The organism is Oscillatoria sp. CS-180 (assembly GCF_028330965.1).
Classification (GTDB): Bacteria; Cyanobacteriota; Cyanobacteriia; order Phormidesmidales; family Phormidesmidaceae; genus Halomicronema.
In genome coordinates this window covers 136,996-162,619 of sequence record NZ_JAQMUB010000101.1, presented here as the reverse complement: position 1 = coordinate 162,619, position 25,624 = coordinate 136,996, and the positions used below count along the sequence as shown (strand labels likewise).

Here is a 25,624-nt window from a genome sequence, read left to right as displayed (position 1 = left end):
GAGGTTACCTCGCCCCTACCTGCACCCAAAGGCAAGGTTACCTCGTTCCTACGGCCTCCAAAGTGCGTTTTCGCAAGGTTTATTAGCAGCAATATCGGTAACGTTGCTTAAGGTTGTCTTGGCAATATTATCCAGGGCTTCTTGAGTAAAAAAGGCTTGATGAGCAGTGACGACCACATTCGAGAAGGACTGTAGAAGCTGAAACGTGTCATCTTGAATAACGCGATCCGAATAGTCTTCAAAGAAAAGATCTTTCTCCTGTTCATAAACGTCCGCTCCAAAATAGCCGAGTTGCCCTGTTTTTAAGGCATCGATTACCGCACGAGTATCCACTAGCCCACCGCGACTAGTGTTGATCAGCATTGCTCCTGGTTTTAGGTGCTGAAGCGACGTGGCGTTAATAATGTGGTGGGTTGCAGGTATCAGCGGGCAGTGTAGCGAAACAATGTCAGAGCGGCTTAATAGGTCTGGTAAGTCCAGATACTCAGTTCCCAGCTTGAGCACCTCTGGATTCTCTTTCACGTCGTAGGCCACCAGCTGGGCTCCAAAGCCATGAATGATTTGAGCAAAACATTGCCCAATTTTACCGGTCCCAACCACGCCGACAGTTTTACCGTGAATATCAAAGCCCAATAGGCCATTCAGAGCAAAGTTGTCTTCGCGTACCCGATTGTAGGCGCGATAGAGTTTGCGATTGAGCATCAAGATGAGTCCCATCGCGTGTTCAGCAACAGCATAGGGAGAGTAAGCCGGGACCCTGACGACTTGGATTCCCAATTCTTGCGCAGTTTTCAAATCAACGTTATTGAAACCTGCACACCGCAGTGCGACCAGACGAGTCCCTGTTGCCGCGATCGCCCTCAGGGTTGTCTCATTGACATCATCGTTAATAAATACGCAGACTGCTGAAAAATTCTGGGCCAGCGTAGCTGTATCGGGAGTAAGGCGGGGTTCAAAGAAGACTAATTCGTGGTTGTAGATTTCGTTCGCAGCGCTAAATGAAGCTTTGTCGTAAGGCTTGGTGCTGAAGAACGCAATTTTCATAGCCAAAAAACCTCTGCAGATTGCATGACAATCAACGATCGCGTCGACAGATATAGCTTTAGCCATCTAGGCTAGGGCACTCAGTAGCATCCAGACGCCTAGCTCATAGCCCAGTGGCTTCTGTCTTGTTCTAACGGAACTGGCGACGGCCAATAAGCTGCCGTCAACTTTGAACTATCGCTGCAAACCGGAAGGAATATCTGTCGTTATCAGAACATGTTGTCAAAACAGACTGCTTTCTCCAAGTGCTTACCGAAAACTCGTGGGACATGTCAAGACTTTTTCCTGATTGAGAACGGTTTCTTTAGAAGACTGGATCAGTGAATTGAGTCTTCCAGGGGCTATGTAACGCCTTTGAATGAATCGTGGATCAATCTTCTCGACATAACTACCGTGCTAGCCCGCAGCACAGAGTTCCAGAGCAAGGATGATTGGGCGTTCCCTTGGCGTTGACGAGAGCCTTAATCCTCTAGTTGTGAGTGCATCCTGTGAATAATCTACTGAATCAAAGACGATGGTCTCCCTTAGCTGATTATGCTCTGCTGATTGGGTCGGGCGCGGGCGCGGTAGCGTCAATAGCCACTCAGAACGCAGCAGCAGCGACAGTCCCAATGACGGCGTTAGTAGCCATGGGGTTGCTGAATCGACGGCGTATTGATCGTTATTTGGAGCGCAGCGAGGAAAACCTGGCAATCCTTGAAGGGCAGGTCATTACTGAATTTTCGATTTTGAACGAGCAGATTTCTGCTTTACCAACCCCAGAATCGATCAACCAGATTCAGCGTTCTGCAATGGCTTACAGCGATCGCACCATCACTCAGTTTTCAGAGGTTCTCAACCAAACGCAAGTCGAGATGCGCCAGCGGCTCAGCGAACTAGAGAGTCCTGATCTTAGCAATCTGTATCAAGATGTAGCGCAGCTACAAGATCAGTACACCTATGCCTGCACCACGATCGCTAATCTCAGTAAACAGCTAGAGCGGCTGTCTCATTTACCCCGCGTAGAAGCTACTGAGGCAGATGTCTCGCAACTGAAAACAGAATTGATGCAGCTCCGGGTGAATCTAGAAAGTTTTGGCAGCGAAAGCAAAACTGCTCAAGCTACCTTGCAAGACGCAGTCCGACATTTAGATCGACGCCTGCGCCAAATTCCCAACAACACCGATCCCAACATGCTGAAGGGAGAAGTGAGAGAGTTAGTCAGAGCCGTGTCTGACCTGGTGCCTCGGCGCGAATTTGCCACGCTTTCCGAGAAGATGATCACTTTGCAAGAAGGACAGGAAAGTCTACGGCAAACCCTTGATCGTTTTCGTTCTGCTCAAGAAGCGGCTACTCACAATGGGCACGTCCCAACAGAGGAAGGTACCGACTTAGAAACGCTGCAAGCCGACCTGGTTTCCCTGTCAGAACATTTCACGCAGATGGAAGGTCGTTTGCAGGATCTCGCAGTTCCTTTCGATATCACCTCAGAAATTCGAGGAACGACCGCAACTTATTTGAGTGGTTTGCAGTGGCAGCTTTCTGCTTTGGAACAACAAACGCAAGAGCTGCAAGAGCGGCAAAAAATGCTGGTGGGTCCGCCAAACAATCCGCTTTTGAGCAATCTTTCCCCTGTTCAGGATGCTGTCAACAAAAGTGCTGACACTTCTTTGCAGTGGTTGATGGCATTGCGGGGCAGTACTGAAAGTGAAAACTGGTCGATGATTGACCGAGCGTTGTTTCAGGCGCTTGATGAAGTCTCCGAGCGGTTAGTTATTGTTTGGCCCTGGTCTTCTGCCGTGAGTCTCGATGAGCGGCTCGTTGAACGGTTTACTGAAATCCTATCAGGAGGATGTCGGCTTGAAATTGGTTGGTGCCATCCGGGCGATCGCCACGAAGGTCGTTTGCTCAAAACAATTTCCCGACAGTGGCACCTGACAACAGCCCAACGCCGGCTCTTGAAATCGACGCTCAACAAGCTCTTACCGCTGAAGCAAGAATATCCTGATCTGTTCTCCTTCAAGATATTGGGAACCGACGAACAGTTTTTGGTATGCGATCGCAAGTACGCTGTGGTTGGTCTAGAAGCCTTGCCTGCTGCTAGCAGTACTTTTCCAGAGCTAGATCTGCGCGTCAAAACGACTGAGAGTAGTGTCATTGAGCAGCTTCTGCATCGTTTTGATAACCCCGATGCGCTGCCTGAAGATGCGACGGCTTATTTCAACCGTGCCGTTACTCGTTATGATTTGCGCGACCCTGATGGAGCACTCTCTGATTTTGCTCAGGTTTTGCGCCTCAATCCCAAAGATGCTGTAGCGCTGAACAATCGCGGTCTGATCTGGGCTGAGAAGAAACAGTATCAGCACGCTTTAGATGACTTTGATCATGCTCTGAGTGTTGATGATCAGTTGTTTGCCGCTTACTGCAATCGGGGCTGGTTGTTAATGAGTCAAGGTAAAACCGATCAGGCCATTGCAGATTTTGATGCCGGCATTAACATAAACGATTCATCCGCAATTCCCCATTTTTATCGCGGGACGACTCGACAGCGGACTGGGGACATCATGGGCGCGATCGCAGACTTCACGCACGCCATTCAGAAAAATAATCAAATCGCTTTGCCCTACTGCTATCGCGGCGCTGCCTATCAGCGACAGGGAGATATCATTCGCGCCATCTCTGATCTGGAAACAGCCGCTTCTTTACTACATGCCCAAGGCGATCATCGATCCCTTACTCAAGTCACTCAGGTCCTGTCATCGCTGAAACAGGCAGACCTCCCCCATCCTTTAACCCTGCATTCTGCGTAGCCCATATTCGCTCTATTAAGGCGCTATACAAGCTCTCATCACAGCAGACCTTCATCCTTCAGACGAGGCTGGCACTGTTTCTGGGCGCGTATACCAATAAGCCCATGCAATCAGCACAAACTGAAACGGTAAGCGAATGGCTTGAAACCACCATGTGTTAGGTATGCCGGCTATTTCAATATGGTTGATTGCCATATTGAGGTTGGCTGGATAGACCGCGATGAAGAGAGCCACCAGGCCCCAGGCAGACACTTGCTGCAGAGGCGGAATCAGCAGACCAATCCCCAAGAAGACCTCAATGACCCCACTGATGTAAACCAGTGCGGCAGGCGCAGGCAGAAAGTCCGGCACAATGCGGATAAACGGCTCTGACTGGACAAAATGCAGTACTCCAGCGACAACCATGCAGACGGCTAGAATGCCACGCAGCGTATCTTTATTCTTTTCAAGGACAGACATCATGTGATTATGGGGATCAAGGTAGCGATCGCTTATAAAACAAACGCTTGTTGAGCATGGCACAGCTCGAAGGCCGTGCCTTCCCACCACCGAAAGAAACCTGAGTATTCACAGATATAGCTCTGTTCGCAGCTACCGACAGGTTCAAGGAATGTGTCTCTACTGAATGGTTTGTATGATTCTGCCTAATGCAGTAGGCTCCCTTGTCCCATCTTGGAGAGGATATTGAACGGTGTAGGTTGTTAGCGTCTCCAGTAATGATTACTGTCGTTCAACCTGGAGTTGATATGAAAGGTACACAAAGATTTGCGCTGATTGTGGGCATTCTGTATCTCGTCATCGGCATCTTAGGCTTTGTTCCAGCCTTAGTAAAGCAGCCGATTTCCGTTGATGCATTTGCAGAAAGACTAGAAGTGGTGTCGGGCTACGGCTACTTACTGGGACTCTTCCCAGTTAACACAGCCCACAACATCGTTCACATTGTGACAGGGCTGATTGGCATTTTTGCTTCGATTTCGCTGGATAGTTCTCGCTTTTTTTCGGGTCAACTTGGGATTTACTACACCCTTCTCGCAGTGCTGGGTCTCATTCCAGTAGCCAATACTTTCTTTGGACTCTTTCCTATATTTGGATTGGATGTTCCCTTGCACGGCATTACGGGACTGTTGGGAATTTACTTCGGCTTCCTAGTCACCCCTTCTCTGCTGACATTATTTAAGCGGGAGATCAAGGAAGATCCGGGAGCTGGCGGTGTTCTCTAGTTCCAAGTGAGGGTTGGGAGCTAACCATGGCTTACGTCGGTTGGCCTTAGTCAGAGCAAAACCAGATGGTTTCTATTGTTGTGTGGGTACCTATGCCTTTTGGGTGGTCAGTCCAGTGGGGTGATTGGCCACCCATCTTATGCCATTGGTTAGAGCTTCAGGAATTCCTCTTCAGTAGGCTTGAATTTTCTACCTAGGGCAGGACGGTGATGAGAAACATTCGGCGTTAGCCTGATCCCCAACCGTTGATGGGAAAGGCATCAGGATAATTTGCTCTTTCCTCTCAGTCAAACCTAGAGGAATTGCCCCCATGATTAAACTCAATTACACGATAGCGCTTGGTATTGGACTGGCGATCGCCAGCATCGGCCTACCGACCCTAGCTCAAAGTCAGCAGCCTCCTAGAGTCTTAGATCAGGAGGAGTTAGATGCGATTAGAGACGACACGTCACAGTCCAATACCGTTGATGACAACGTTACTCTTCCTGATGGCAACGAGGGGATCTTGGAAACGGATACGGCTATTAATGAACCGTCTGTTGATGATGTCATCATCCTAGTGATTGACGGCGTGGCAAACTATTATGTCCCCGTCAATATCGATGGAACTCAACTCGACGACTCGAATATTCCGACCTACACGTTAGACAGTCGATCGCCCAATGCCGAGACCGCTAGCCCCACAACGGTCAACTCCTCTGGCACACCGACCACCAACAGTCCGGCGACTGACAGCAGCGTTTCGGGTCAGGAGACCGATGAATTTGTGATCTACCCCCCTGCTGACAGCATTGAAGATCTGAGACCTGAGGATATTCTCGAATAGTTTACTCAGTCGAATTTAACCGCCTGCCCTAATCGCTCCTGTTCTATGGGATCAAAGCGTCTGCAATAATAAGCTTTAGCCCTCTAGGTTGGTGTACTAAGTAGCATTTGAGTGCCTAGTGCATCGCCAGATGGCTCGCCGTCGTGTCCTAACAAAACTGACAGCGGCTATATTGCCAGCTATTGCAGACGTGAATGCCCATGACCCCAACCAAAGCCCCCTCTATTCGTTGGTTGCGATCGCTCAAACCTAAGGGACAATCCGCTAACTTATCGGTTGTCTTTATGGTTGCAGGTCTTGTCATCACTGGACTATTCATTTTGGTGGCGCTAATGGCGCCCGCCCTGCAATCGTGGGGCATCTTGCAAGATCCAACTGCGGCACTTCAGAATCCCATTCACCAGCCCCCGTCAGCTGAGCACTGGCTAGGCACCACACGACAGGGATACGACGTGCTCGCGAGAGTCATCTTCGGGACGCGAGCGGCTTGGCAAGTGGTGCTGCTAGCCACGGTGATGAGCATTGTTGTAGGGGTTCCGCTAGGAATGCTAAGCGGCTATTTAGGGGGTCGTCTGGATCGGGTACTCCTCTTCTTCATGGACACGATTTACACGTTGCCGGGCCTACTTCTGTCCGTGACGTTAGCGTTTGTCGTGGGAAGAGGGGTGCTCAATGCTGCGATCGCTCTTAGCATCGCCTATGTGCCCCAGTACTATCGCGTTGTCCGCAACCACACCGTCAGCGTTAAAACTGAATTGTTTATCGAGGCGGCCCAAGCGATGGGTGCTTCAACCTGGACGGTGCTGAGCCGATATCTGTTTCTAAATGTCGTCCAGAGCATTCCAGTCTTGTTTACACTTAACGCCGCAGACGCCATTTTAATCTTGGGCGGGCTGGGATTTTTAGGTTTGGGCCTACCGGAACAAACCCCAGAATGGGGCGCTGATATTCGTCAGGCTTTAGACGCATTGCCGACGGGCATTTGGTGGACAGCTCTGTTTCCCGGCATGGCCCTAACGCTAATGGTCACCGGACTGTCTCTCGTGGGTGAAGGACTCAACGAGCTAGTCAATCCGCTACTGCGTCGAGAAAACTGGAAATAGACTGAAGACAAAAGGATGACATGGAATTTGCGCTTTCGGTAAACAAGTACACTCTGCTCCCTACTTCCCTATTCCCTACTCCCCTAAAACAGGACTTAAGCGACATGAGTAAAGCGACCTATCACGTCACCACACAGTTGCAGCTTCTCCTGATGCTAGGCGTTTAGAGAACCAGATATCAAAGCTCACCAAAGCCTTTCTTTTTCTTGCCTTTCTTCTTTTTCTTCTTGCCACTGCCCATGCCGGGATAGCCTCGGAAACCAGGTTGTGCGCCACCCATGCCAGGCATCCCGCCCATACCGGGGAAACCGCCACCGCCCATGCCAGGCATCCCGCCCATACCAGGAAAACCACCACCCATACCGGGAAAGCCCATTTGGCCTGATCCCATCTGCTGCATCATGCTACGCATTTTTTGGAAATCGCTGACCAACTTGCTAACGTCTTTATCCTGGTAGCCTGCACCCCTAGCAATGCGACGACGACGGCTAGGTGATCCCGAGAGGAGTTCAGGGTTCTTGCGCTCCTCTTTCGTCATCGAGTTGATCATGGCTTCAACTCGTCGAAGTTGGGTTTCACCCTGCTGAAGCTGGTCATCGGATAGCTTCCCTGCCATGCCTGGAATCATCTTCATGATGCCGCCCAGGGAGCCCATGTTCTTCATCAGGCGGGTCTGCTTCAGAAAGTCGTCGAAGTCAAACTTTGCTTCGAGTATTTTGGCTTGTAGCTTCTCGGCATCAGCAATATCAACGGATTCCTGAGCTTTTTCAACCAGTGTTAGCACGTCACCCATGCCCAAGATGCGGGAGGCCATGCGATCAGGATAAAACGGCTGCAATGCCTCAACTTTCTCGCCCACACCAATAAACTTGATCGGCTTGCCTGAAATCTGGCGTACCGAGAGAGCTGCCCCACCCCGAGCATCGCCATCCATCTTGGTGAGAATCGCTCCCGTAATCCCAATCTGTTCATGAAAGGTGCGAGTGAGGTTAGCGGCCTCTTGTCCGGTCATGGCATCGACCACCAGCAGCACTTCATCCGGGTCAATGACCTCTTTGATTTGCGCTAGCTCTGCCATCATCGTTGGGTCAATTTGTAAACGGCCCGCTGTATCGACAATGACCGTATCGACTTCCGCCTCTTTCGCTTTTTCAATACCCTGACGAGCAATCTCAACCGGATTAGCGTCAGTGCCCATGTCAAAGACTGGAACGTCAATCTGGTTGCCGAGGGTGATAAGCTGATCAACCGCAGCCGGACGGTAGACGTCAGTGGCGACCATCATAGTGGAGCGAGATTCTTTCCGCAGGTGCAGGGCTAGCTTTGCCGTTGCTGTGGTTTTACCGGTACCCTGCAAGCCTGCCATGAGAATTACAGTGGGAGCCGTCTCCGCCTTGGATAACGGGCTGTTAGTCTCTCCCATTAGCTTTGTCAACTCATCATTCACAATCTTGATGAACTGTTGACCTGGATTCACGCCTGAAATGACATCAGCACCCAGCGCTTTCTCCTGAACGTCGGCGACAAAAGTCTTAACAACCTGCAAGTTGACGTCGGCTTCTAAGAGGGCACGACGTACATCTCGCAGGGCTTCTTGGACATTAGCCTCGCTAATTTTGTCCTGACCTCGGAGTTTCTTCCAAGCTGATTCAAAGCGTTCAGAGAGGGCTTCAAACATAGATAAAGTTGGTGCGAACTGGCGGAGTTAACTAGATAAAGTTTGGCAAACTATAGGCAGCATTATTGCCGTTTTGTCAAATTTCAGAACCTTTATTGTAAAGGGTTACTGTCCATGACCGCAGGACTATTGATCGCAGGTCTCTGGAAAAAGGAAGCGATCGCGTGAAGTCCTAGAAGTTGTGAGTCTTTGGCGAAGAGGATCAAGGTGTATCAGGGTGTTCAACACAAAGAGCAAAGTGAGAAACTCTTAACGGGCGATCAGCAATTGTCAGCCTGCATCCATCAGAGGTATCTAGGGGACACCGTCATGACCTACGAGCCAGTTGACCAATCGGACTACACTAATATCAATGGGCAGTTACCTCCGTCTTCCCCTCAAAGCGATATTCCTAGCTGGTGGTCAGTCCTTGAGCGCCACAGCCGTTTATTAGTAGCGGCTGTTGATCTTCGGAGCCATCGGATTGAATGGACAAGCAAGCGTTTCCGACACTTGGTCGGCATGACGGATACGCCTCCTACCCTGGGTGATTCCGTTCTCCAGCGGTTGTCCTCAGATGATCAACTCTGGCTACGGGAACGGATTCGTCGGCATGTGTTGAACGCAATTATAGCCGAGCACTACGATCAAGAAGGACTACTGCCCTCACGCTGGCTGCACGAGCCGCTGATTATCTCAGTGAAGCCATTGGAGGGCGATCGCGCTCGATTTGTTGAATTCACGGTGAGCAGCGATCACATTCACTTGCTGTCGTTAGACCCTGCCGTAAAGTCTGCTTTTGACGACTGCTGGCAGGAGTTGCCCAACGCTAAAACCGTCATTCAGCAGCTCAATCATCCCCATGCACCGTTGCAAAGAGCGCTCCAACTGCTTAATCCACAAACCTATCAGGCTAGCGGCACCATTTTGCTAGAAGGGATGGATGTTAGCGATCGCGAAGTCACTCAGCGTCTCATCCACATTCTGCTAGATCGAGAATCTATTCTTCAACCCCAGCGGTTTCGGCAAGCTAACGAGTTGCTCAAGCGTTTGTTTCGAGCTACAGACAGCTTGATCCTAACTGCCGAAGGAGAGACGGCTGTCCTGTATACCGGACTGGGAGATGCAGAGTGGACGACCCATACCCTATCGTTTGAATCGCTGCAGGAGTCATCACTGTTTCGCTTAGCGGCTAAAGGATCCGTGGTCAATCTCAGGGATCTGAGTAATCAGTGTCCTTCGATTGTCCAAGCAGAACTGTGTCAGAAGCGAGGAGCGAAGTCGCTGTTAGTGCTACCCCTGGTGGCGACTTCCGCTCATCTCAAATCATCATCTCAATTACTGGGATTTGTAGGGCTTGTTAGCAATCAATATGATGCCTTTGGTGCCATTGATGAGCATCATGGCAAAACTCTGGCTCCGGCCTTAGCAATCGCCATGCGGCAGTCTGTCAACGAGCGGTTTACGCACATCCATGAATCCGTCCGCTGGCGTTTTGAGGAAGAAGCGGAGCGTCGCAGCTTAGGACTTCCCCCTGCGCCCATTACCTTCGGTGACGTGTACCCGCTCTATGGCATTTCGGATATTCGGGGATCCTCACAGGAGCGCAACCGAGCCATTCAACAAGACCTGCTAACCCAATTCCGCTTGGGTTTGAAGATTGGGGAGGCTGTTTGTCAATCTATCGGCACTGCCTTTGCGTGTCAGCTACGCGATGATTTACTCGAAAAGATTGAGCAGTTGCAGCAGGGGGTTACAGTCGATGCTGAGATCACCCTGTTGCGCTATCTCAGAGACAATCTAGAAAACCATTTCAGTTTTTTCAAAGCCTGTGGTGAAGCAGTGGAAGCGGCGATCGCAACCTATGAATCGGCTAAAGACCCCGATCAAGGATGCGTATATGCTGCTCGCGCCGTCTATGACCAAACCATCCAACACATCAATCTCACGCTAAAAAGCACTTGGCATCGCTGGCAACGCACGATGCAGGCAGTGTCGCCTCACTATTGCGATGTCGAGGCTACGGACGGTATCGACCATATGATTTACGCGGGTGGGGCGATCGACAAAAACTTTTCCCCCTTTCACCTGCGCAGTCTGCGGTATGAGCAACTGAGAGCCGTTTGTGATTGCGCTCGTACAGGATTCCGTCTCAAAGCCGAATACCAAACTGACATGGAGATTACTCATCTCGTGCTGGTGCAGGACTACACGGTTGATATCACCCATGACGAGAACACCGAACGTCTTTTTGAGGTGCGGGGGACTCGTGACACCCGTTACGAGATTGTGAAAAAACGCATTGACAAAGCGCTGGACGCCAAAACTCAGGATCGCATTACCCAACCCGGTTATTTGACGCTGGTTTACTCCACCCTTGAAGAATGGAAGGAGTATCAAGAATATTTGCGCTACTTACAGCGTGAGGGTTGGGTCGGTCACGACATCGAGACAGGACACGTTGAACCTCTACAAGGGGTAACCGGTCTCAAATTTGTTCGTGTTCAAGTACTAGATGCGTAGGGGTGTATTAACGCTAGATGTGACGAGCTTGAATTTCATGAGACTAAGGGCAGTTTGGTGGCGAATTTTCGCGCTAGGGCTAGCTGCGACAGCTTTTTACTGGGCTATTCTGATCGAGACAGGGATTATCGCGATCGCAGTCTTCTCCGATGGACTGTACACTCAATTTGATCTGTTTCAGCTTTCTCTCTTCAATATTCTCGTTTACAGCAGCCTTATCTTCTGCCTTAGTTTTCTGTTCATAGCCGTTTTTGCTCATAAACTCTTTGCCAAACGGCTGCTACTCCTCCTGTGCGCCCTTTATGTCTTGTCGCTAGCCACCACCATCGCCGTAGACTATAACGTCCTAGGCATAGACGATACCGAGTACATCACCAGACCCGAGCGGTAGGACTCAAAGGAACGGGAACTTACTTAAGTATTAACTTTGAGCTTTGGATTCGCTGATAACTCAATCATTCAAAACTCAAAACTGAGAACTTAAAATTCATTCATTCCAAAGTCAATTCCTGTGGCGCAGTCTGGTCAACTACGACACCGTTGTGTTGTTCATTGTGTAGCCAACAACAGACACACTATTGGCAACTTAATTAGGGTTTGCTACACAATATAGGTCAGGTTCGTCGCCATCAAGATGCGATCGCACACACCTTAGATACGATTGGCGCGAATAAGAAGATCTAGTCCGATTTAGGCCATTTGTCTTATCTTGCAAGCCTTGTTGAAATTGTTTTCATCCATAAGCCCTTTACCCAACTAATCAGGAGACTGTCGGAGTTGTTGCCTAGCCAAACCCCAAGCACCTTACCGTCCAAAACCACCCCTACGATCTCGTCTACTGCTCCTGCTACCCCGTTCAAACCATCATCGACTTCCTCGTTCAGCAGTTTTGTCTCACGACATATTGGACCTCGGCAAAACGAAGTTGAGGCCATGCTAGAGACGTTGGGCTACGCTTCGCCGGATGAGTTGATGGCCGCTACGGTGCCCGAAGATATTCGGTTAGCTCAGACCTTAGCGCTGGGCGAAGGATTGAGCGAGCAGGATGCTTTGGAACACTTGCGAGCGATCGCGGCTCAAAATCAAGTCTGGCGCTCTTTCATCGGTCTAGGGTATGCCAACACCATCACGCCACTGGTCATCCAGCGGAATGTTCTAGAAAATCCTGGCTGGTACACACAATACACGCCTTATCAACCAGAGATTGCCCAGGGACGACTGGAGGCGCTGCTGAATTTTCAGACAATGGTGACTGATCTAACGGGGTTAGAGATCGCCAATGCCTCTTTGTTAGACGAAGGGACTGCCGCTGCTGAAGCCATGACCCTCAGCTTCAATGTCCGCAAGCGTAAGGATGTCAAAACTTTTTGGGTGTCTGATGCGTGCCATCCCCAAACGATCGATGTCGTTAAGACACGCGCTCAACCATTAGGCATTCAGGTTGTTGTGGGCGATCACCGTAATTTTGATGTTGCAGTACCTATCTTTGGAGCGCTGCTACAGTACCCAGCTACCGATGGCGCAGTGTATGACTACCGCGATTTCATCGTTCAGGCCCATGAGCAGAAAGCCTTGGTCACTGTGGCGGCAGATTTATTGAGCCTGACTCTCTTAGCGCCTCCTGGTGAATTGGGTGCGGACATTGCTGTTGGCAGCACCCAGCGCTTTGGGGTTCCTCTGGGCTATGGAGGACCTCATGCCGCCTACTTTGCCACGCTAGATCGATATGCCCGTAAACTACCTGGTCGTTTGGTAGGAGTTTCCAAAGATAGCTATGAGAAACCTGCTCTAAGGCTGGCTTTGCAAACGCGCGAACAGCACATCCGTCGGGACTCTGCGACCAGCAATATTTGCACGGCTCAGGTCTTGCTGGCGATTATGGCCAGTATGTATGCGGTTTATCACGGACCAAAAGGGTTAAAGGCGATCGCCACTCGGATCCACCACCTCACCACAACTCTAGCAACTGCGCTGACGCAGGCTGGTTTCTCTGTAGGAACCACCCCCTATTTTGATACGCTGCGAGTGAACGTGGGAGATCGTCAGCCTGATATCGTATCACGGGCAGCTCAACAGCACATCAATCTTCGTATTCTTAATGCCGAGACAGTCGTAGTTGCCCTCGATGAAACGACTACCGAGCAAGATATTCAGGATCTGCTTGGGATTTTTACGGGGGCTCAATCTGAGCTGCCTCAAGCTGCGGCTTCCCCCCTGGCCCACCATTGCCCCCTGAGCCGCACGAGTGATTATTTGACCCATCCCGTTTTCAATACCTATCACTCTGAAACGGAGATGCTGCGGTATCTACAACGCTTGCAGTCAAAGGACCTGTCGTTGACGACAGCGATGATTCCGCTGGGGTCCTGCACTATGAAGCTCAACGCCACAGCTGAGATGGTCCCCATTACCTGGCCAGAGTTTGGACAGATTCACCCCTTTGTCCCCTCAGATCAAGTCCGTGGCTACCACAAACTTTTTCAGGAACTGGAAGAGTGGCTGTCAGAAATTACAGGTTTTGCAGGAGTTTCCTTGCAGCCTAATGCGGGAGCACAAGGGGAATACACAGGGCTACTTGTAATTCGTGAATATCACCGCCAGCGAGGAGAGACCCATCGGACAGTCTGCCTGATCCCGGAATCAGCTCATGGCACCAATCCAGCCAGTGCGGTCATGGCGGGAATGAAGGTAGTTGCTGTTGCTTGCGATGACAATGGCGACATCGATCTTCAAGACTTAACTGCAAAAGCCGACAAGCATGGGGATCAACTAGCGGCCCTCATGGTGACTTATCCTTCCACCCACGGCGTGTTTGAAACGGGCATCCGTCAAATCTGCGATGTCGTTCATGCTCATGGCGGACAAGTCTACATGGATGGGGCTAATATGAACGCCCAAGTCGGACTCTGCCGGCCAGCCGATTTTGGAGCCGATGTCTGTCACTTAAACTTGCACAAAACCTTCTGCATTCCCCACGGTGGTGGCGGCCCTGGCGTAGGTCCTATTGGAGTGCAAGACCATCTGAAACCGTTCTTGCCAGGTCATGGCTTAGTCTCCCATGTCGGTGGAGAAAAAGCCATTGGCGCTGTGACCTCTGCCCCCTGGGGTAGCGCCAGTATTTTGCCCATTTCTTGGATGTACATTGCCATGATGGGAGCGGCTGGATTGAAGCAGGCAACCGAAATCGCGATTCTCAACGCTAACTACATCGCCCACCAATTGAGAGGTCATTATGACATTCTCTACACCGGGAAGCATGGCCTCATTGCCCACGAATGCATTATCGATCTGCGTCCGTTTCGTAAGTCTGCGGGCATCACTGTGGAGGATGTGGCAAAACGCTTGATCGACTATGGTTTTCATCCACCAACGATGTCTTGGCCCGTAGCGGGTACGTTGATGATCGAGCCAACAGAGAGTGAATCCAAGGCCGAGCTAGATCGCTTTTGTGAAGCCATGATTGCGATTCGAGGCGAGATTGAAGCGATCGCCACCCATCAAATAGACGCCGACAATAATCCGCTTAAGCAGTCTCCTCACACGACTGAGGATTTGGTTTCTGATTGGGATCGTCCTTACGATCGCCAGCAAGCTGTTTTTCCTACTAACTGGACGCGGGACAACAAATTCTGGCCTGCTGTCAACCGAATTGATCAGGCCTTTGGCGATCGCAACTTAGCGTGTTCATGCCCACCCCTAACGGCTTATAAAAGTGAATCTTAGGCAGCAAGAAGCATCATCATTGTCTACCAAATGTTCACAGCGGTTTCATGCAAGATTCGAAAAAACACCGAGTAGTTTCTCTTTCAAGCTTTTTAGAGTAAGGGAAGAAGAAATCAAGATTCATAGCTGTAGCTATAGAGCTTAGGTCAATCAGAAACGCCATAAATCATTGTTCAAGAAAATGGTTTCTGACTTTTGCTATTTGCTGGACGCTACAGTTCTTCTGGTGCTTCTCATTTTTATTGAGGATATAGCTGCATGGACCATCCTCCTGCTAACCCTAATCAATCTTTGACGACTCAATCGGCTGAAATTCGAGTTCTCGGCCAGACAGGCCAAACAGTGGTGTATTTATTTCCAGATGGACGAGCGCTGGCTGATCGCGAAGAACCTGATTTTGATTCCGTCCAAAGTAGCTCATCTGAGTCGAAGATATCCGAAGAGCAAACACCTGCCAAGCCCATATCTGAAGAACAAATATTGAACGAGCTAGTCGCAGAAGGCAAAATCACGGACGCTCAAAAGTCAGTTGTTATTCACGACTACGAACGAACGAACATGACTATTTTGGAAATCATCACTGCTAGAGGCTGGCATCAACCATGAGCTAATTTTTAATTCCTGCACTATCGTCCTTAAATTACAAGAGATCAGCAAATCAAAAGACCAGAAAAAAGAGTCTAATGTCTGATAACTAGTGTTCCTGTAGAATCGATTCTGCCCTTCAACACAACTTTTAAGCACTATATATCTTTTCTTTTAATAGTTTTTGAGAAGAGCTTTATTAAGCAATTGATCTTAATTACTGTCTGATTCCTTGCATCTTTTGTTATGTCAGTAGGCAGATGTCGTAGTCAGCGTCCTATGAGAAATTAGGAAAGCTAAGACTAAGCTCAAGCAAGTCTTAGGAAGTAAAAAGCATAGCTCCTGGTTTGCCCGAACTTAACTGTGATGCTGCAACCACTGAGGCTATGTTATGGACGCTTAGAGGTATGGCATGACAATGCAATTTCATATTCCTACATTAGAGGATCAGCAGGCTGCACAAGATTTGAAAGAGCTAATCTTGACATCTGAATCGGGTGCTGACATTGAAATCGATACTCAATCCAAAGTCATCACTATCGAATCCAAGGCATCAGAAGAAACCTTTAGAGAATTGATTGTGGCAGCAGGCCATTCAATCAAGGAAGATTAGCGTCAGGCCGAGCGCAAATGCACGACCTCAAACGGATGCTGTGTAGTTGTTACCAGCATCCGTTTGAGTATTCAGCCTTTGTTCTAATAAAACTGTCGCTAGCCCCAACAGGACAAGAGGGCAGGCCGTCTCGCTACTCCTCTATTTTTGCGACTGGCAATGTTTAACAGAGTCCCATGAGTTAAACCGTATCAATGATCGGAGAAAGATCTATGATGGTTCAGGCTTGTGGACTAGATTTTTAGTTGCCCATTGCTTAGATTGCTAGCCTTGATTCTCTGGTTAGCCGATAGTCATCCGTTTCACCAGCAGATTTCACCAACAGAGAGGAATCCCCTGTGCAGCTTCAATATATGTACACCCGTCTCAACGTTGAGAACTTTAAGGCTTGCAAAGACTTTTATCAAAATGTGTTGGGGCTAACGACAAAATTCGAAGATGATATGGATGAATACGTCGAATTTGACACGGGTTCAGTCCTCATCACTTTGTTCAATCGAGAGAAGCTGACGGATTTTGTGACGCGCGACGATAACCTCAGCTACAACCCTCATAGTGCTCGGGTAGTACTCTCCTTTAAGGTGACTGATATGGAAGCTGCAACCCGGCATCTTCGTACTCATAACATCGAGATTTTGAATCCACCGACCAATTACCCAGATAGAGGTATTGTTTCAACCTGTTTTCGCGATCCAGACGGCAATCTCATTGAGTTTGAAGAGATAGTTGACGTTATGGTCACTTAAACCCGCTGTCAGCATCTTAGTGTCACGCTGAAGCAATCCTCTTGCAGTGGATGGGATATCTACTCCGCGCCTCACCTCATACGAGCGAAGGCACTGTCGCAGTTGCTGGATAGGCTTGTCAGCTTCTAAGTAAAACTCTTTTGCAAGCTCAAAAACTTGGTCTACGACTTTCCTAAGGCATTTTCAGTCCTCTCCATATCAAAATGACTGATACGACGTTGGAAACAGTCTTGCCTATCTCGATAGCGCATCCTTAAGTACCCGCTGAGAAACTTATTCTCGATTAGAAGAAACGGATACCGCACGATCGCTCAAATCAGGCCGTAGCTGCTGAGCATCCCTCAAATAAATATGACAAACCTCTTCATGCAGCACGGGAATTTGTGCGTGGATCAGTACACGAATGCAGCGAGGTAGGCTACCAGTTACATGCATATGCTGAACATCCAACAGCGATACAGCATCCCAACCAGGACGCTGACGGGCAGCCGCCGCAGGAAAAAGGGCATCCAAATCTTTGGTGACTGAAAAAGTGACGCTGATAATGTGTTCAGGACTCAGCCGATTTTCAGACTCAATGGCATCTAAAAGCTCATGGGTGGCTGCTGCAATCTGGTCGGCAACATTTTTTGACACGGTCGTTGCTCCGCGAATCGCTTGCATGCGCCATTCCACGCTGATTTCCTCCAATCCGGCTTACTTAAATGTGACCTGATACGGTTTCTAGGTCTCTGATCTAGAGTTCATCCTAACAGGACACCTACCCAAGAAATGTGATCAGTTGCCTATGGACGATAGAGCCACAGCGGTAAGCCAGAGGTGCTGATTTCAAATTCCAGCCAATTGGTCACCGTTTGTAAGTTTGAAGTTGCTTCAGGAAAAACTTGAGAGAGAAGCGATTGATTGCGACCTGGTAAGAATTTTTGAATACCGCTTTTCTTCGGCTCAATTTTCTGAACCTCTGCCTTTTCGGGATCAAGGTCCGCTAACTCAGCAGCCCACCGCCGGGCATCTTCTTCTGTTCCCAGGCGATCAACCACACCCAGTTCTAGTGCCTGCTCGCCCGTGAAGATGCGTCCGTCCGCAAAACTCCGCACCTGCTCTTCAGGTAAACCGCGTGCTTCGGCTACCGTTCTGACAAACTGACCGTAACTTACATCGATCAGCTCTTGCAGAATACTTTTTTCAGAGTCCGTTAGTTCGCGATCGAAGGCCAGAATATCTTTGTAGGGCCCTGATTTAATGACTTTGAAAGAAACACCTACTTTATCTAGCAGACGTTCAATATTATTGCCCCGCAGAATCACACCGATACTACCAGTGATGGTCCCGGGATTAGCCACAATGTGTTGAGCACCCATGCCGATGTAGACGCCTCCCGATGCCGAGATATTGCCAAAGCTGGCAACAATCGGGACTTTCTCTCGGAGTCTTAAAAGGGCATTGTAGATTTCTTGAGAATCACCGACTGTTCCGCCAGGACTGTCGATGCGAAGTAGCAGAGCTGGAAACTTTTTCTCCTCCACTCGCTCGATCGCTTCTAGGACCGCTTTACGGGTTGCTCCCGCGATCGCTCCCGAAACCTCGATACGCGCAATAGATTTTTGAGAGCGTGACTGAAAGGGCCAAACCATAACAGAGCATGTGAAGAACGAGGTTGACTACGTTTTCTAAGAAAAGCCTGCGATCAGGGATTTGCCAGCGTTTTACGACCAACCTAAGACTTCTCTTAAAAGACCGTATCGCCCATTGTACTCTTCTAGTTGCGGGATATGAGTTTGTCCAATTGTGCGATCGTCGTAGATCGGAACTTCAAGGTTCTTTATATTAAAGAGACTATCTCTCTTGCAAACGTGCGATCGCCCCCTTATGGAACTGCAATCCCCAACGACCAAGCCGCTACTCAGAGTGCCTTTGCTGATTGCCCCGTTCTTTCTTTGGGGCACAGCCATGGTTGCCATGAAGGGCGTCATTCCTGATACAGCTCCCTTTTTCCTGGCAACCATGCGTTTAGCGCCAGCAGGGGTTTTGGTTTTGTTAGCCGCATTGTTGATGAAACGAAGCTTTCAAATTACACGTCAGGGATGGTGGTGGATTAGTCTCTTTGCTCTAGTAGACGGCACTTTATTTCAAGGTTTTCTCGCTCAGGGATTAGTCCGCACAGGGGCAGGACTGGGATCCGTGATGATCGACTCTCAACCCCTTGCCGTAGCCCTCATGGCTCGATGGCTGTTTAAGGAGCAGGTTGGCCCCCTGGGTTGGCTAGGACTTTTAGTGGGTCTGTCAGGCATTAGCCTGCTGGGGCTACCAGACGAATGGTTCATTAGTCTATTTCAAGGCAACTTTACGCTGGCAGAAATTCCTGCGGATGGGATGGCTCTCCTACGCCTGCTATTTGATCAGGGAGAATGGCTCATGCTGATGGCAGCCCTGTCAATGGCAGTTGGAACAATTCTGATTCGCTACGTTGCTGAACATGCTGATCCCGTCGTCGCAACAGGATGGCACATGATTTTAGGAGGGTTGCCCCTCGCCGTCTTATCGCTCATGGGTGAAACCCACCCTTGGATCGGATTAGGGCTATCGGGTTGGGGTGCGATCGCCTACTCCACCATCCTAGGAAGTGCGTTGGCCTACGGCATCTTCTTTTACCTGGCCTCCAAAGGTAACTTGACCAGTCTCAGCGCGTTGACCTTCCTCACTCCGGTATTTGCACTCCTGTTCGGCAATCTCTTCTTGGGCGAAGTGCTGAGCTCAATTCAAACGGCAGGTGTGGCGCTCACGATTGTCAGCATTTACCTCATCAATCAAAGAGATGTCCTCATGGCCTTTTTGACGAAAAAGCTGGAATTGTTCAATGGCAGAACGGCTGAGTCTGAAAGCTAAACTATTCCAACAGCAATTTTGACCGAAAAATTAAATACTCTGTTGTTTTTGGACCAGGACACTACCGGTTGCGGAATAATTTTGGCTAGACTTATCTCATCTCAGTCACGGCTACAGATATCCGCTTTATCCGTGTTACTACTGAGTTTCGAGTTGACCCATCTTACAGTCTACGTAACACCTATCTGTAACTCCATATGACCCGCCCTGCTAATCCACGGACGTCAGCTTCAATAGAGTTTGTTAGAGGGGCGATCGCGACTTCTCTGCTAGCAACCGTTTCTGTCATCATGCCAGTTTTCATTCCCAATGCTGGCGCTACAGAACTGATGGAGGATAACCCGAAAGCAGTTTTGGACGAAGCGTGGCAGCTGGTCAATCGAGAATACGTCGATCCCACATTTAATCAAATGGACTGGCTGGCAGTGCGGCAGCGACTGTTGAGCCAAGAGTACAGTTCAACCGAAGCCGCCTATGATGCTCTTAGGGAAGAACTTCAGCGCCTCAACGATCCTTACACGCGGTTTTTAGACCCACGGGAGTATTCAGAACTGTCAGATCAGACCGCTGGCGAAGTTTCAGGCGTCGGCCTTGAGCTACAACGAGATGACGAGACGAGAAACATCTACGTCACTGCTGTTCTAGAAAATTCTCCGGCAGCAGCGAATGGCCTGAAAGCAGGCGATCGCATCCTGTTAGTTGACGGTCAATCGACTGAACGCATCAGCGTTGTTGGTGTGGCGCGCTTGCTGAGAGGTGAGGAAAGCTCTCAAGTCACCTTGACCTACTCACGCGGCAATAGTGAACCTCGAACCGTCATTCTGACTCGGGCACGGCTAGAACTGCCCACAGTTGCTCATCGCCTTAAACAGGTCAACGGCTATCGCATTGGCTATATCCGTCTGGATGAGTTCAACGGTCACGCGACTGAGCAGATGGTTGCGGCGATCGAGGCCCTGATGGAGCAAAATGCCGAAGCGTTTGTCCTAGACCTACGAAGCAACCCGGGTGGCTTGCTGTCTGCCAGCATCGAGATTAGTCGGCTATGGCTACAGCGGGGTCCCATCGTTCGGACACTTGACCGCAGCGGCGAGTCATCTGCTATCAGCGCGAACCGGACTGCCATTACTGACTTACCGATGGCTGTTCTGGTCAACAACCGCTCTGCTAGTTCAAGTGAAATCCTGACGGGTGCACTGCAAGACAACAACCGAGCAACTGTGGTAGGGACGACGACCTACGGAAAAGCCCTAGTGCAATCGCTCTACGGCTTATCTGATGGTTCTGGGTTAGTCGTTACCATAGCTCACTACTACACACCCAACGGCACAGATATCAACCAGAAGGGGATTACACCTGATATTGAAGTCGATCTCAGCAACCGACAGCAGCAAGAGCTGTTCAGCAACCCGGCTCGACTTGCGTCTGATCAAGACCTACAGTTCGTGCAAGCTGTCACTGCGCTTGAGTCCACCATACAAAGCAATCGGACTGATCCCAACGTTCCCAGTCAACTGGGGCGATCTCCTGATTGAGGCTGCTCTCAATTCCTGCTTTCTGTCATTCCATCTCTGTCATCCCATGACGACTTGCCGTAGCGCACCCATCGTCTCCTGACAGATTGCCGCCACCTGGTCAATTTCTGCTTGCGTATTGAATCGCCCGATGCCAAATCGAAGCGAGGCATGGGCGAGTTTATCACTGTGGCCTAAGGCTTTGAGGACATGGGAAGGAGCCGTACTAGCAGAACTACAGGCAGATCCCGAAGAAACGGCAACTTGGCTTCTTAGCCCCAGCAGTAACGCTTGCCCATCAACCCCATCGACGCTGATATTTAGGTTGCCTGCCAGTCTATGGGTGCGATGTCCGTTGAGGCTCACACCGGGAATGGCTTCGAGAGCTTGCCAGAGGCGATCGCGCAGTGCCCTAATTCGAGCTTGCTCATGAGTCTGATTCTGCCAGGCTAATTCTAAAGCCCGGCCCAGTCCCACAATTTGCGGAGTATAGAGCGTTCCCGACCGCAGACCTCGCTCATGCCCACCCCCATGAAGCTGTGGTGCAAGATTCACACGGGGATTGCGCCGTCGGACATAAAGCGCACCAATGCCTTTAGGACCATAGACCTTGTGGGCAGTCATGGACAATAAATCAATACATTGAGCCTGCACATCCAGGTCAATTTTCCCAATCGCCTGCGCTGCATCTGTGTGGAATAGAACACCGCGATCGCGACAGCGCTGGCCGATTTCAGCTAGCGGTTGCAACACACCAACCTCATTATTGGCAGCCATGATTGAGACGAGAACTGTATCGTCCCGCAGCGATCGCTCTAAGTCCTCTAAATCAATCAGGCCATCTGAACACACAGGCAGATAAGTGACTTCAAATCCTAACGTCTCTAAATAAGCGCATGGGTCGAGCACGGCACTATGTTCTGTTTGCAGGGTGACGATATGTCGGCCTTTACTGAAATAGGCTTCGGCAACCCCTTTAATGGCCAAATTATTCGCCTCAGTCGCACCGCTGGTAAAGACAATTTCCTCCGGCACCGCACGGATGCCTTGGGCAATGATTTCCCTAGACTGCTTGACGGCGGCTTCCGCCTCCCAGCCATACTGATGGGAAATACTGGAGGGATTCCCAAAATGATCAGTGAAGAAGGGCAGCATCGCTTCCACAACTTGGGGATCAACGGGAGTAGTGGCGTGGCAGTCTAAGTAGATGGGTCGCTTGTTCCGTGTCATAGGCCAGAAGAAATGAATACCCCTAGTCATAGCATTCTCAATCTAGCGATCTTAGGACGTGCTCAGCAGCCCATGATGACCTGGCCGATCTTGATGGGTAGCTGGCTGCCCGATGCAGCCCTGTTTGGCTTCTATGGCTGGGCTAAACTTGCGAACATTCCAGAAGCCACTATCTGGCGCGAGACTTACTACGAACCAATTTGGCAAGATATTTTTGCCGTTGGCAATTCAATTCCCCTTGCCTTGATTGGACTGGGTGTCTTTGCCTGGCAGCAGCGTCTCCGGATAGCGGTTATGTTCGCCAGTATGCTACTGCATCATCTTGAGGATTTGCCATTACACCATGACGATGCTCATCGCCATTTTTGGCCGCTGAGCGACTATCGATTCGTGAGTCCAATCTCCTATTGGGACAGCAACCACTGGGCAATTTATGGAGCGTTTGCCGAATTGGTTTTGACCCTCTTGGCAACTGCCATCCTGTTGCGCCGAGTACAATCGTCCTGGGGTAAAGGACTCCTGATCATTATTAACGTGATATATGTCTTCGGGTACTACAGCTTCTACCTACGCTCTAACCTTTGATTGAAAATTCAACACAATATTTGTTTCTCGTACCGCAGACTACAAACACGTCTTTTTTCGGCAACTACGCTATGGTGAAATCAAATCTTAATTTTTTGTAAGTTATAGCTCTAGTGGTACACTTCTATGCATCAAGCAGCAATTGATCTGTTTCAGTTACTTGTACAAGCAGGAGCAGTGCCAGGACAAGACTTTTCCTGTGATCCTGATCAGCAGGCTTATCATCTTAACGAACGATGCTATGACCTGCTACAGAGAGCCTATCCGGAGGTTGACTGGCACGATGTTCTTGGTGCTCCCTTTGCCGGCATCATGCAACGCATTGAAAAGCTACACCAGCAGTTAGGCTGCCCCTTCGTCACTAATATCGTCGCTTCGATGCAACATCGACTACCTCATCTGCCTGACGACTTAGCCGCAGGCTATATTCAAGCCATCCTCATTGGTGTTGAGAGCGCTACGGGTATCGCTCTCTATCCCTTTTTAATGGAAACATTTAGCCTGACAGAGCAAGCTCGTTTGGAGTGGTTGCTGCGTCAAGAAGCGATCGCGATTCCAGGTAGCGATTGCCTGATGGACCTCATTATGGCAGCAGGGGCGAACACAAGCGACTTTGCCGTTCAAAATGGTGAAACAGTCTTGACCGAAGCCGGATGGCAGCGTCTATCGGTCGTTTGGGATGGAGATTGCCTGCTACAGAGCGCGATCGCACCACGATGAAATACTTCACTACAGCCTATCGCTAGATAGGAGCGCCCTCTCTTGCCAGTTGCTAGTCTGAATCCATTGCTTGGTTTTTTCCCATCACCATGCTCCAAAAGGTCTACGACAATCTCTCTGTCTGGAGCCAAAAGCCCTATGGCGAACACATCCTGTTCTGGTTCGCTTTAGCAGAGTCCTGTATCATCCCTGTCCCTGCCGATCCGCTCTTGCTAGCGCTATGCACAGGGCATCCTCAGCGATCGCTACGGTTTGCCATCATCTGTGGCATGGGGTCTGTCCTAGGCGGTGTTCTGGGATATGCCATTGGTTACTATGCCTTCGAATCCATTGGAAGTGCCCTGTTGCAACTTTACGATCCTCAGATGGAGGTCTTTCATCGCGTGGAAGATATCTATACACAATGGGGCTTTTGGGGCGTTTTGATGGCAGCAGTTACCCCCATTCCCTACAAGGTGTTCACGCTGACCTCTGGGGTTTTCAACTTTAATTTTGGGCAATTCCTGCTAGCGTCTGTGATTGGACGCAACGTACGGTTCTTGTTCGTGGGCGGACTCATGGCTTTTGGGGGTGATCGCGTCCAGACTTTTATCGAATCTTCATCAGATCGCCTACTTTGGGTTTGTTTGATACTGGTTGTCGCTGGACTATTCGCCGTGAAGCTAATCTAAAGCCCATAATGGGGTGTTTATGGTTGCAAGCGTTAATCATGGCTCGTCTTTCAGCAGAACTCGAACGGTTTTTCTTTAGTAGCGATCGCGCTCACAAAGTAACGCTGGCGGATATTTTGAACCTTTCAGAGGAGCGGACCTTTGGTTTTCTGTTCGTCATCCTAGCGTTGCCATCAGCACTGCCAATTCCCGCACCAGGATACTCAACGCCTTTTGGCGTTGTCATGTTCTTGCTTGCGGTTCAACTAATGACCGGACGGCAGAAGCCTTGGTTTCCTAAAAGTTGGAAAGAGAAAGGCTTTGCTTTAGAGCAAATACAGAAGCTCATGAAAAAGGGAATTCCCTGGCTGAAACGGATTGAAGTCTTTTCTCGTCCCCGACTAACGCCCATCTGCACCAGTTATCCCGGTCGGGTGGTGATTGGAATTGCGATCGCTATGATGTCAGTTTGCATGATGATTCCGATTCCGGGCACCAACACATTTCCAGCGCTTTGCATCTTTGTAATTGGGTTTGGTTTTTTAGACGATGATGGCTTTATCAGCCTAGTGGGACTTACCTTATGTGCTCTGGCAGCTAGCGTTGTAGGCGTCATTGTTTTCGCCGGCGTTGAAGGAGGATCTGCCGCAATTCGGTTCATTCTTAATTCTTTTCCAGCACGCTAAATGTTCACGCTAGACAGTGATTAGAATTCTGTATCACGAACAACAGAAAATTTCTAACCGGCCTGAAAAATCAGCAACTTCCACAGTATGACTGGGCCAAAACCCTACTTTTTAAATGATCTCAGGTCTGGGATCAGCTGTTTCTAGCCTCATATCTATATCATCCACCTTAGGATAGATGCTGTTATCTTGAACTTTATGAATGCACGTTGGATAGCTTATTAAGGCTAAATAGTGAGCTTTGATGGACTTGAATAATGCCATTTGCAACAAAATATTGCAGGCAAAGAAGCATTCTTCAAGTAATTAGAAGAGTTTCCCAATGATCAAGATTGAAAACTTACAATGATCGTGTAAGCCTGCAATGCCTAGGAGGATTGTATGGACCGGTCCCTGTTGTTGCTCTTGATCATCAGCGGTGTATTAATCACAATATTGGCTCCACACGCCACACTGACGTTGACTGCCATTGTGTTTCTTTCTGTCCTCACGATCCGTTTTTTCTGGGCCATTTTTCAATCATT

At 49.6% G+C, this 25,624-nt stretch carries 22 protein-coding genes; 16 read left to right on the top strand and 6 right to left on the bottom strand.

Annotation, left to right across the window (positions count from 1 at the left end; translation table 11 throughout):
• Nucleotides 1–48: 48 nt before the first annotated feature.
• Nucleotides 49–1,044 (bottom strand): 2-hydroxyacid dehydrogenase, encoded by a 996-nt coding sequence (locus PN498_RS28225; RefSeq protein WP_272066799.1) that lies wholly within the window; start codon nt 1,042–1,044, stop codon nt 49–51.
• A 488-nt stretch (nt 1,045–1,532) separates the two neighbouring features.
• Here PN498_RS28225 and PN498_RS28220 point away from each other — a divergent pair, with 488 nt between their 5' ends.
• Nucleotides 1,533–3,833 carry a tetratricopeptide repeat protein gene (locus tag PN498_RS28220; protein ID WP_272066798.1) on the top strand — a complete coding sequence of 767 codons (2,301 nt, stop codon included), beginning with the start codon at nt 1,533–1,535 and terminating at the stop codon, nt 3,831–3,833.
• A 51-nt stretch (nt 3,834–3,884) separates the two neighbouring features.
• Here PN498_RS28220 and PN498_RS28215 read toward each other — a convergent pair whose 3' ends face one another.
• Entirely contained in the window at nt 3,885–4,295 is a 411-nt protein-coding gene (locus PN498_RS28215; RefSeq protein ID WP_334312301.1) for a DoxX family protein, read from the bottom strand.
• Nucleotides 4,296–4,549: 254 nt separating this feature from the next.
• On the opposite strand from PN498_RS28215, the gene PN498_RS28210 reads away from it, so the two are divergent.
• The 3 genes from PN498_RS28210 to PN498_RS28200 all read left to right on the top strand — a co-directional run bounded on the left by PN498_RS28210 (nt 4,550) and on the right by PN498_RS28200 (nt 6,982).
• A complete protein-coding gene (locus tag PN498_RS28210; RefSeq protein WP_272066797.1) occupies nt 4,550–5,053 on the top strand; it encodes a DUF4383 domain-containing protein in 504 nt (167 codons plus the stop codon).
• Between the two features lie 310 nt (nt 5,054–5,363).
• Nucleotides 5,364–5,879: a hypothetical protein gene (locus tag PN498_RS28205; protein ID WP_272066796.1), complete on the top strand. Its 516-nt coding sequence runs from the start codon at nt 5,364–5,366 to the stop codon at nt 5,877–5,879.
• 200 nt (nt 5,880–6,079) lie between these two features.
• A complete protein-coding gene (locus PN498_RS28200) occupies nt 6,080–6,982 on the top strand; it encodes an ABC transporter permease (protein WP_442951456.1) in 903 nt (300 codons plus the stop codon).
• A 178-nt stretch (nt 6,983–7,160) separates the two neighbouring features.
• Here PN498_RS28200 and ffh read toward each other — a convergent pair whose 3' ends face one another.
• Nucleotides 7,161–8,660 (bottom strand): signal recognition particle protein, encoded by a 1,500-nt coding sequence (ffh, locus tag PN498_RS28195; RefSeq protein WP_272066795.1) that lies wholly within the window; start codon nt 8,658–8,660, stop codon nt 7,161–7,163.
• A 309-nt stretch (nt 8,661–8,969) separates the two neighbouring features.
• Between ffh and PN498_RS28190 the strand changes: the two genes are divergently transcribed.
• The 6 genes from PN498_RS28190 to PN498_RS28165 all read left to right on the top strand — a co-directional run bounded on the left by PN498_RS28190 (nt 8,970) and on the right by PN498_RS28165 (nt 16,829).
• Complete coding sequence (locus PN498_RS28190; RefSeq protein WP_272066794.1) at nt 8,970–11,162, top strand: GAF domain-containing protein; 2,193 nt, start codon at nt 8,970–8,972, stop codon at nt 11,160–11,162.
• A 37-nt stretch (nt 11,163–11,199) separates the two neighbouring features.
• Nucleotides 11,200–11,553, top strand: a complete 354-nt coding sequence (locus PN498_RS28185) for a hypothetical protein (protein WP_272066793.1) — start codon at nt 11,200–11,202, stop codon at nt 11,551–11,553.
• A gap of 542 nt (nt 11,554–12,095) precedes the next feature.
• The gene (gene gcvP / locus PN498_RS28180) at nt 12,096–14,885 is read left to right on the top strand and encodes an aminomethyl-transferring glycine dehydrogenase (protein ID WP_442951455.1); all 2,790 of its coding nucleotides are present in this window, start codon (nt 12,096–12,098) and stop codon (nt 14,883–14,885) included.
• Nucleotides 14,886–15,143: 258 nt separating this feature from the next.
• Complete coding sequence (locus PN498_RS28175) at nt 15,144–15,491, top strand: hypothetical protein (RefSeq protein WP_272066792.1); 348 nt, start codon at nt 15,144–15,146, stop codon at nt 15,489–15,491.
• A 391-nt stretch (nt 15,492–15,882) separates the two neighbouring features.
• Nucleotides 15,883–16,083 (top strand): hypothetical protein, encoded by a 201-nt coding sequence (locus tag PN498_RS28170; protein WP_272066791.1) that lies wholly within the window; start codon nt 15,883–15,885, stop codon nt 16,081–16,083.
• 338 nt (nt 16,084–16,421) lie between these two features.
• Nucleotides 16,422–16,829, top strand: a complete 408-nt coding sequence (locus tag PN498_RS28165; RefSeq protein WP_272066790.1) for a VOC family protein — start codon at nt 16,422–16,424, stop codon at nt 16,827–16,829.
• A gap of 273 nt (nt 16,830–17,102) precedes the next feature.
• Here PN498_RS28165 and aroH read toward each other — a convergent pair whose 3' ends face one another.
• Together aroH and sppA are read right to left on the bottom strand one after the other, a co-directional pair.
• On the bottom strand, nt 17,103–17,504 hold the full coding sequence (gene aroH, locus PN498_RS28160) for a chorismate mutase (protein WP_272066789.1): 402 nt from the start codon (nt 17,502–17,504) through the stop codon (nt 17,103–17,105).
• Between the two features lie 110 nt (nt 17,505–17,614).
• Entirely contained in the window at nt 17,615–18,463 is an 849-nt protein-coding gene (sppA, locus tag PN498_RS28155) for a signal peptide peptidase SppA (protein WP_272066788.1), read from the bottom strand.
• Between the two features lie 235 nt (nt 18,464–18,698).
• On the opposite strand from sppA, the gene PN498_RS28150 reads away from it, so the two are divergent.
• Together PN498_RS28150 and PN498_RS28145 are read left to right on the top strand one after the other, a co-directional pair.
• Complete coding sequence (locus PN498_RS28150; protein ID WP_272066787.1) at nt 18,699–19,715, top strand: DMT family transporter; 1,017 nt, start codon at nt 18,699–18,701, stop codon at nt 19,713–19,715.
• A 197-nt stretch (nt 19,716–19,912) separates the two neighbouring features.
• Nucleotides 19,913–21,250 carry a S41 family peptidase gene (locus PN498_RS28145; protein WP_272066786.1) on the top strand — a complete coding sequence of 446 codons (1,338 nt, stop codon included), beginning with the start codon at nt 19,913–19,915 and terminating at the stop codon, nt 21,248–21,250.
• Nucleotides 21,251–21,289: 39 nt separating this feature from the next.
• Here the strand turns inward: PN498_RS28145 and PN498_RS28140 are convergent, their stop codons facing one another.
• Entirely contained in the window at nt 21,290–22,459 is a 1,170-nt protein-coding gene (locus tag PN498_RS28140; RefSeq protein WP_272066785.1) for a cysteine desulfurase family protein, read from the bottom strand.
• Nucleotides 22,460–22,471: 12 nt separating this feature from the next.
• Here PN498_RS28140 and PN498_RS28135 point away from each other — a divergent pair, with 12 nt between their 5' ends.
• The 4 genes from PN498_RS28135 to PN498_RS28120 all read left to right on the top strand — a co-directional run bounded on the left by PN498_RS28135 (nt 22,472) and on the right by PN498_RS28120 (nt 25,100).
• Complete coding sequence (locus PN498_RS28135; RefSeq protein ID WP_272066784.1) at nt 22,472–23,044, top strand: hypothetical protein; 573 nt, start codon at nt 22,472–22,474, stop codon at nt 23,042–23,044.
• 126 nt (nt 23,045–23,170) lie between these two features.
• Entirely contained in the window at nt 23,171–23,764 is a 594-nt protein-coding gene (locus tag PN498_RS28130; RefSeq protein WP_272066783.1) for a hypothetical protein, read from the top strand.
• Between the two features lie 89 nt (nt 23,765–23,853).
• A complete protein-coding gene (locus tag PN498_RS28125) occupies nt 23,854–24,435 on the top strand; it encodes a YqaA family protein (protein WP_272066782.1) in 582 nt (193 codons plus the stop codon).
• A gap of 38 nt (nt 24,436–24,473) precedes the next feature.
• Nucleotides 24,474–25,100 carry an exopolysaccharide biosynthesis protein gene (locus PN498_RS28120; protein ID WP_272066781.1) on the top strand — a complete coding sequence of 209 codons (627 nt, stop codon included), beginning with the start codon at nt 24,474–24,476 and terminating at the stop codon, nt 25,098–25,100.
• The last annotated feature ends 524 nt before the right edge of the window (nt 25,101–25,624 follow it).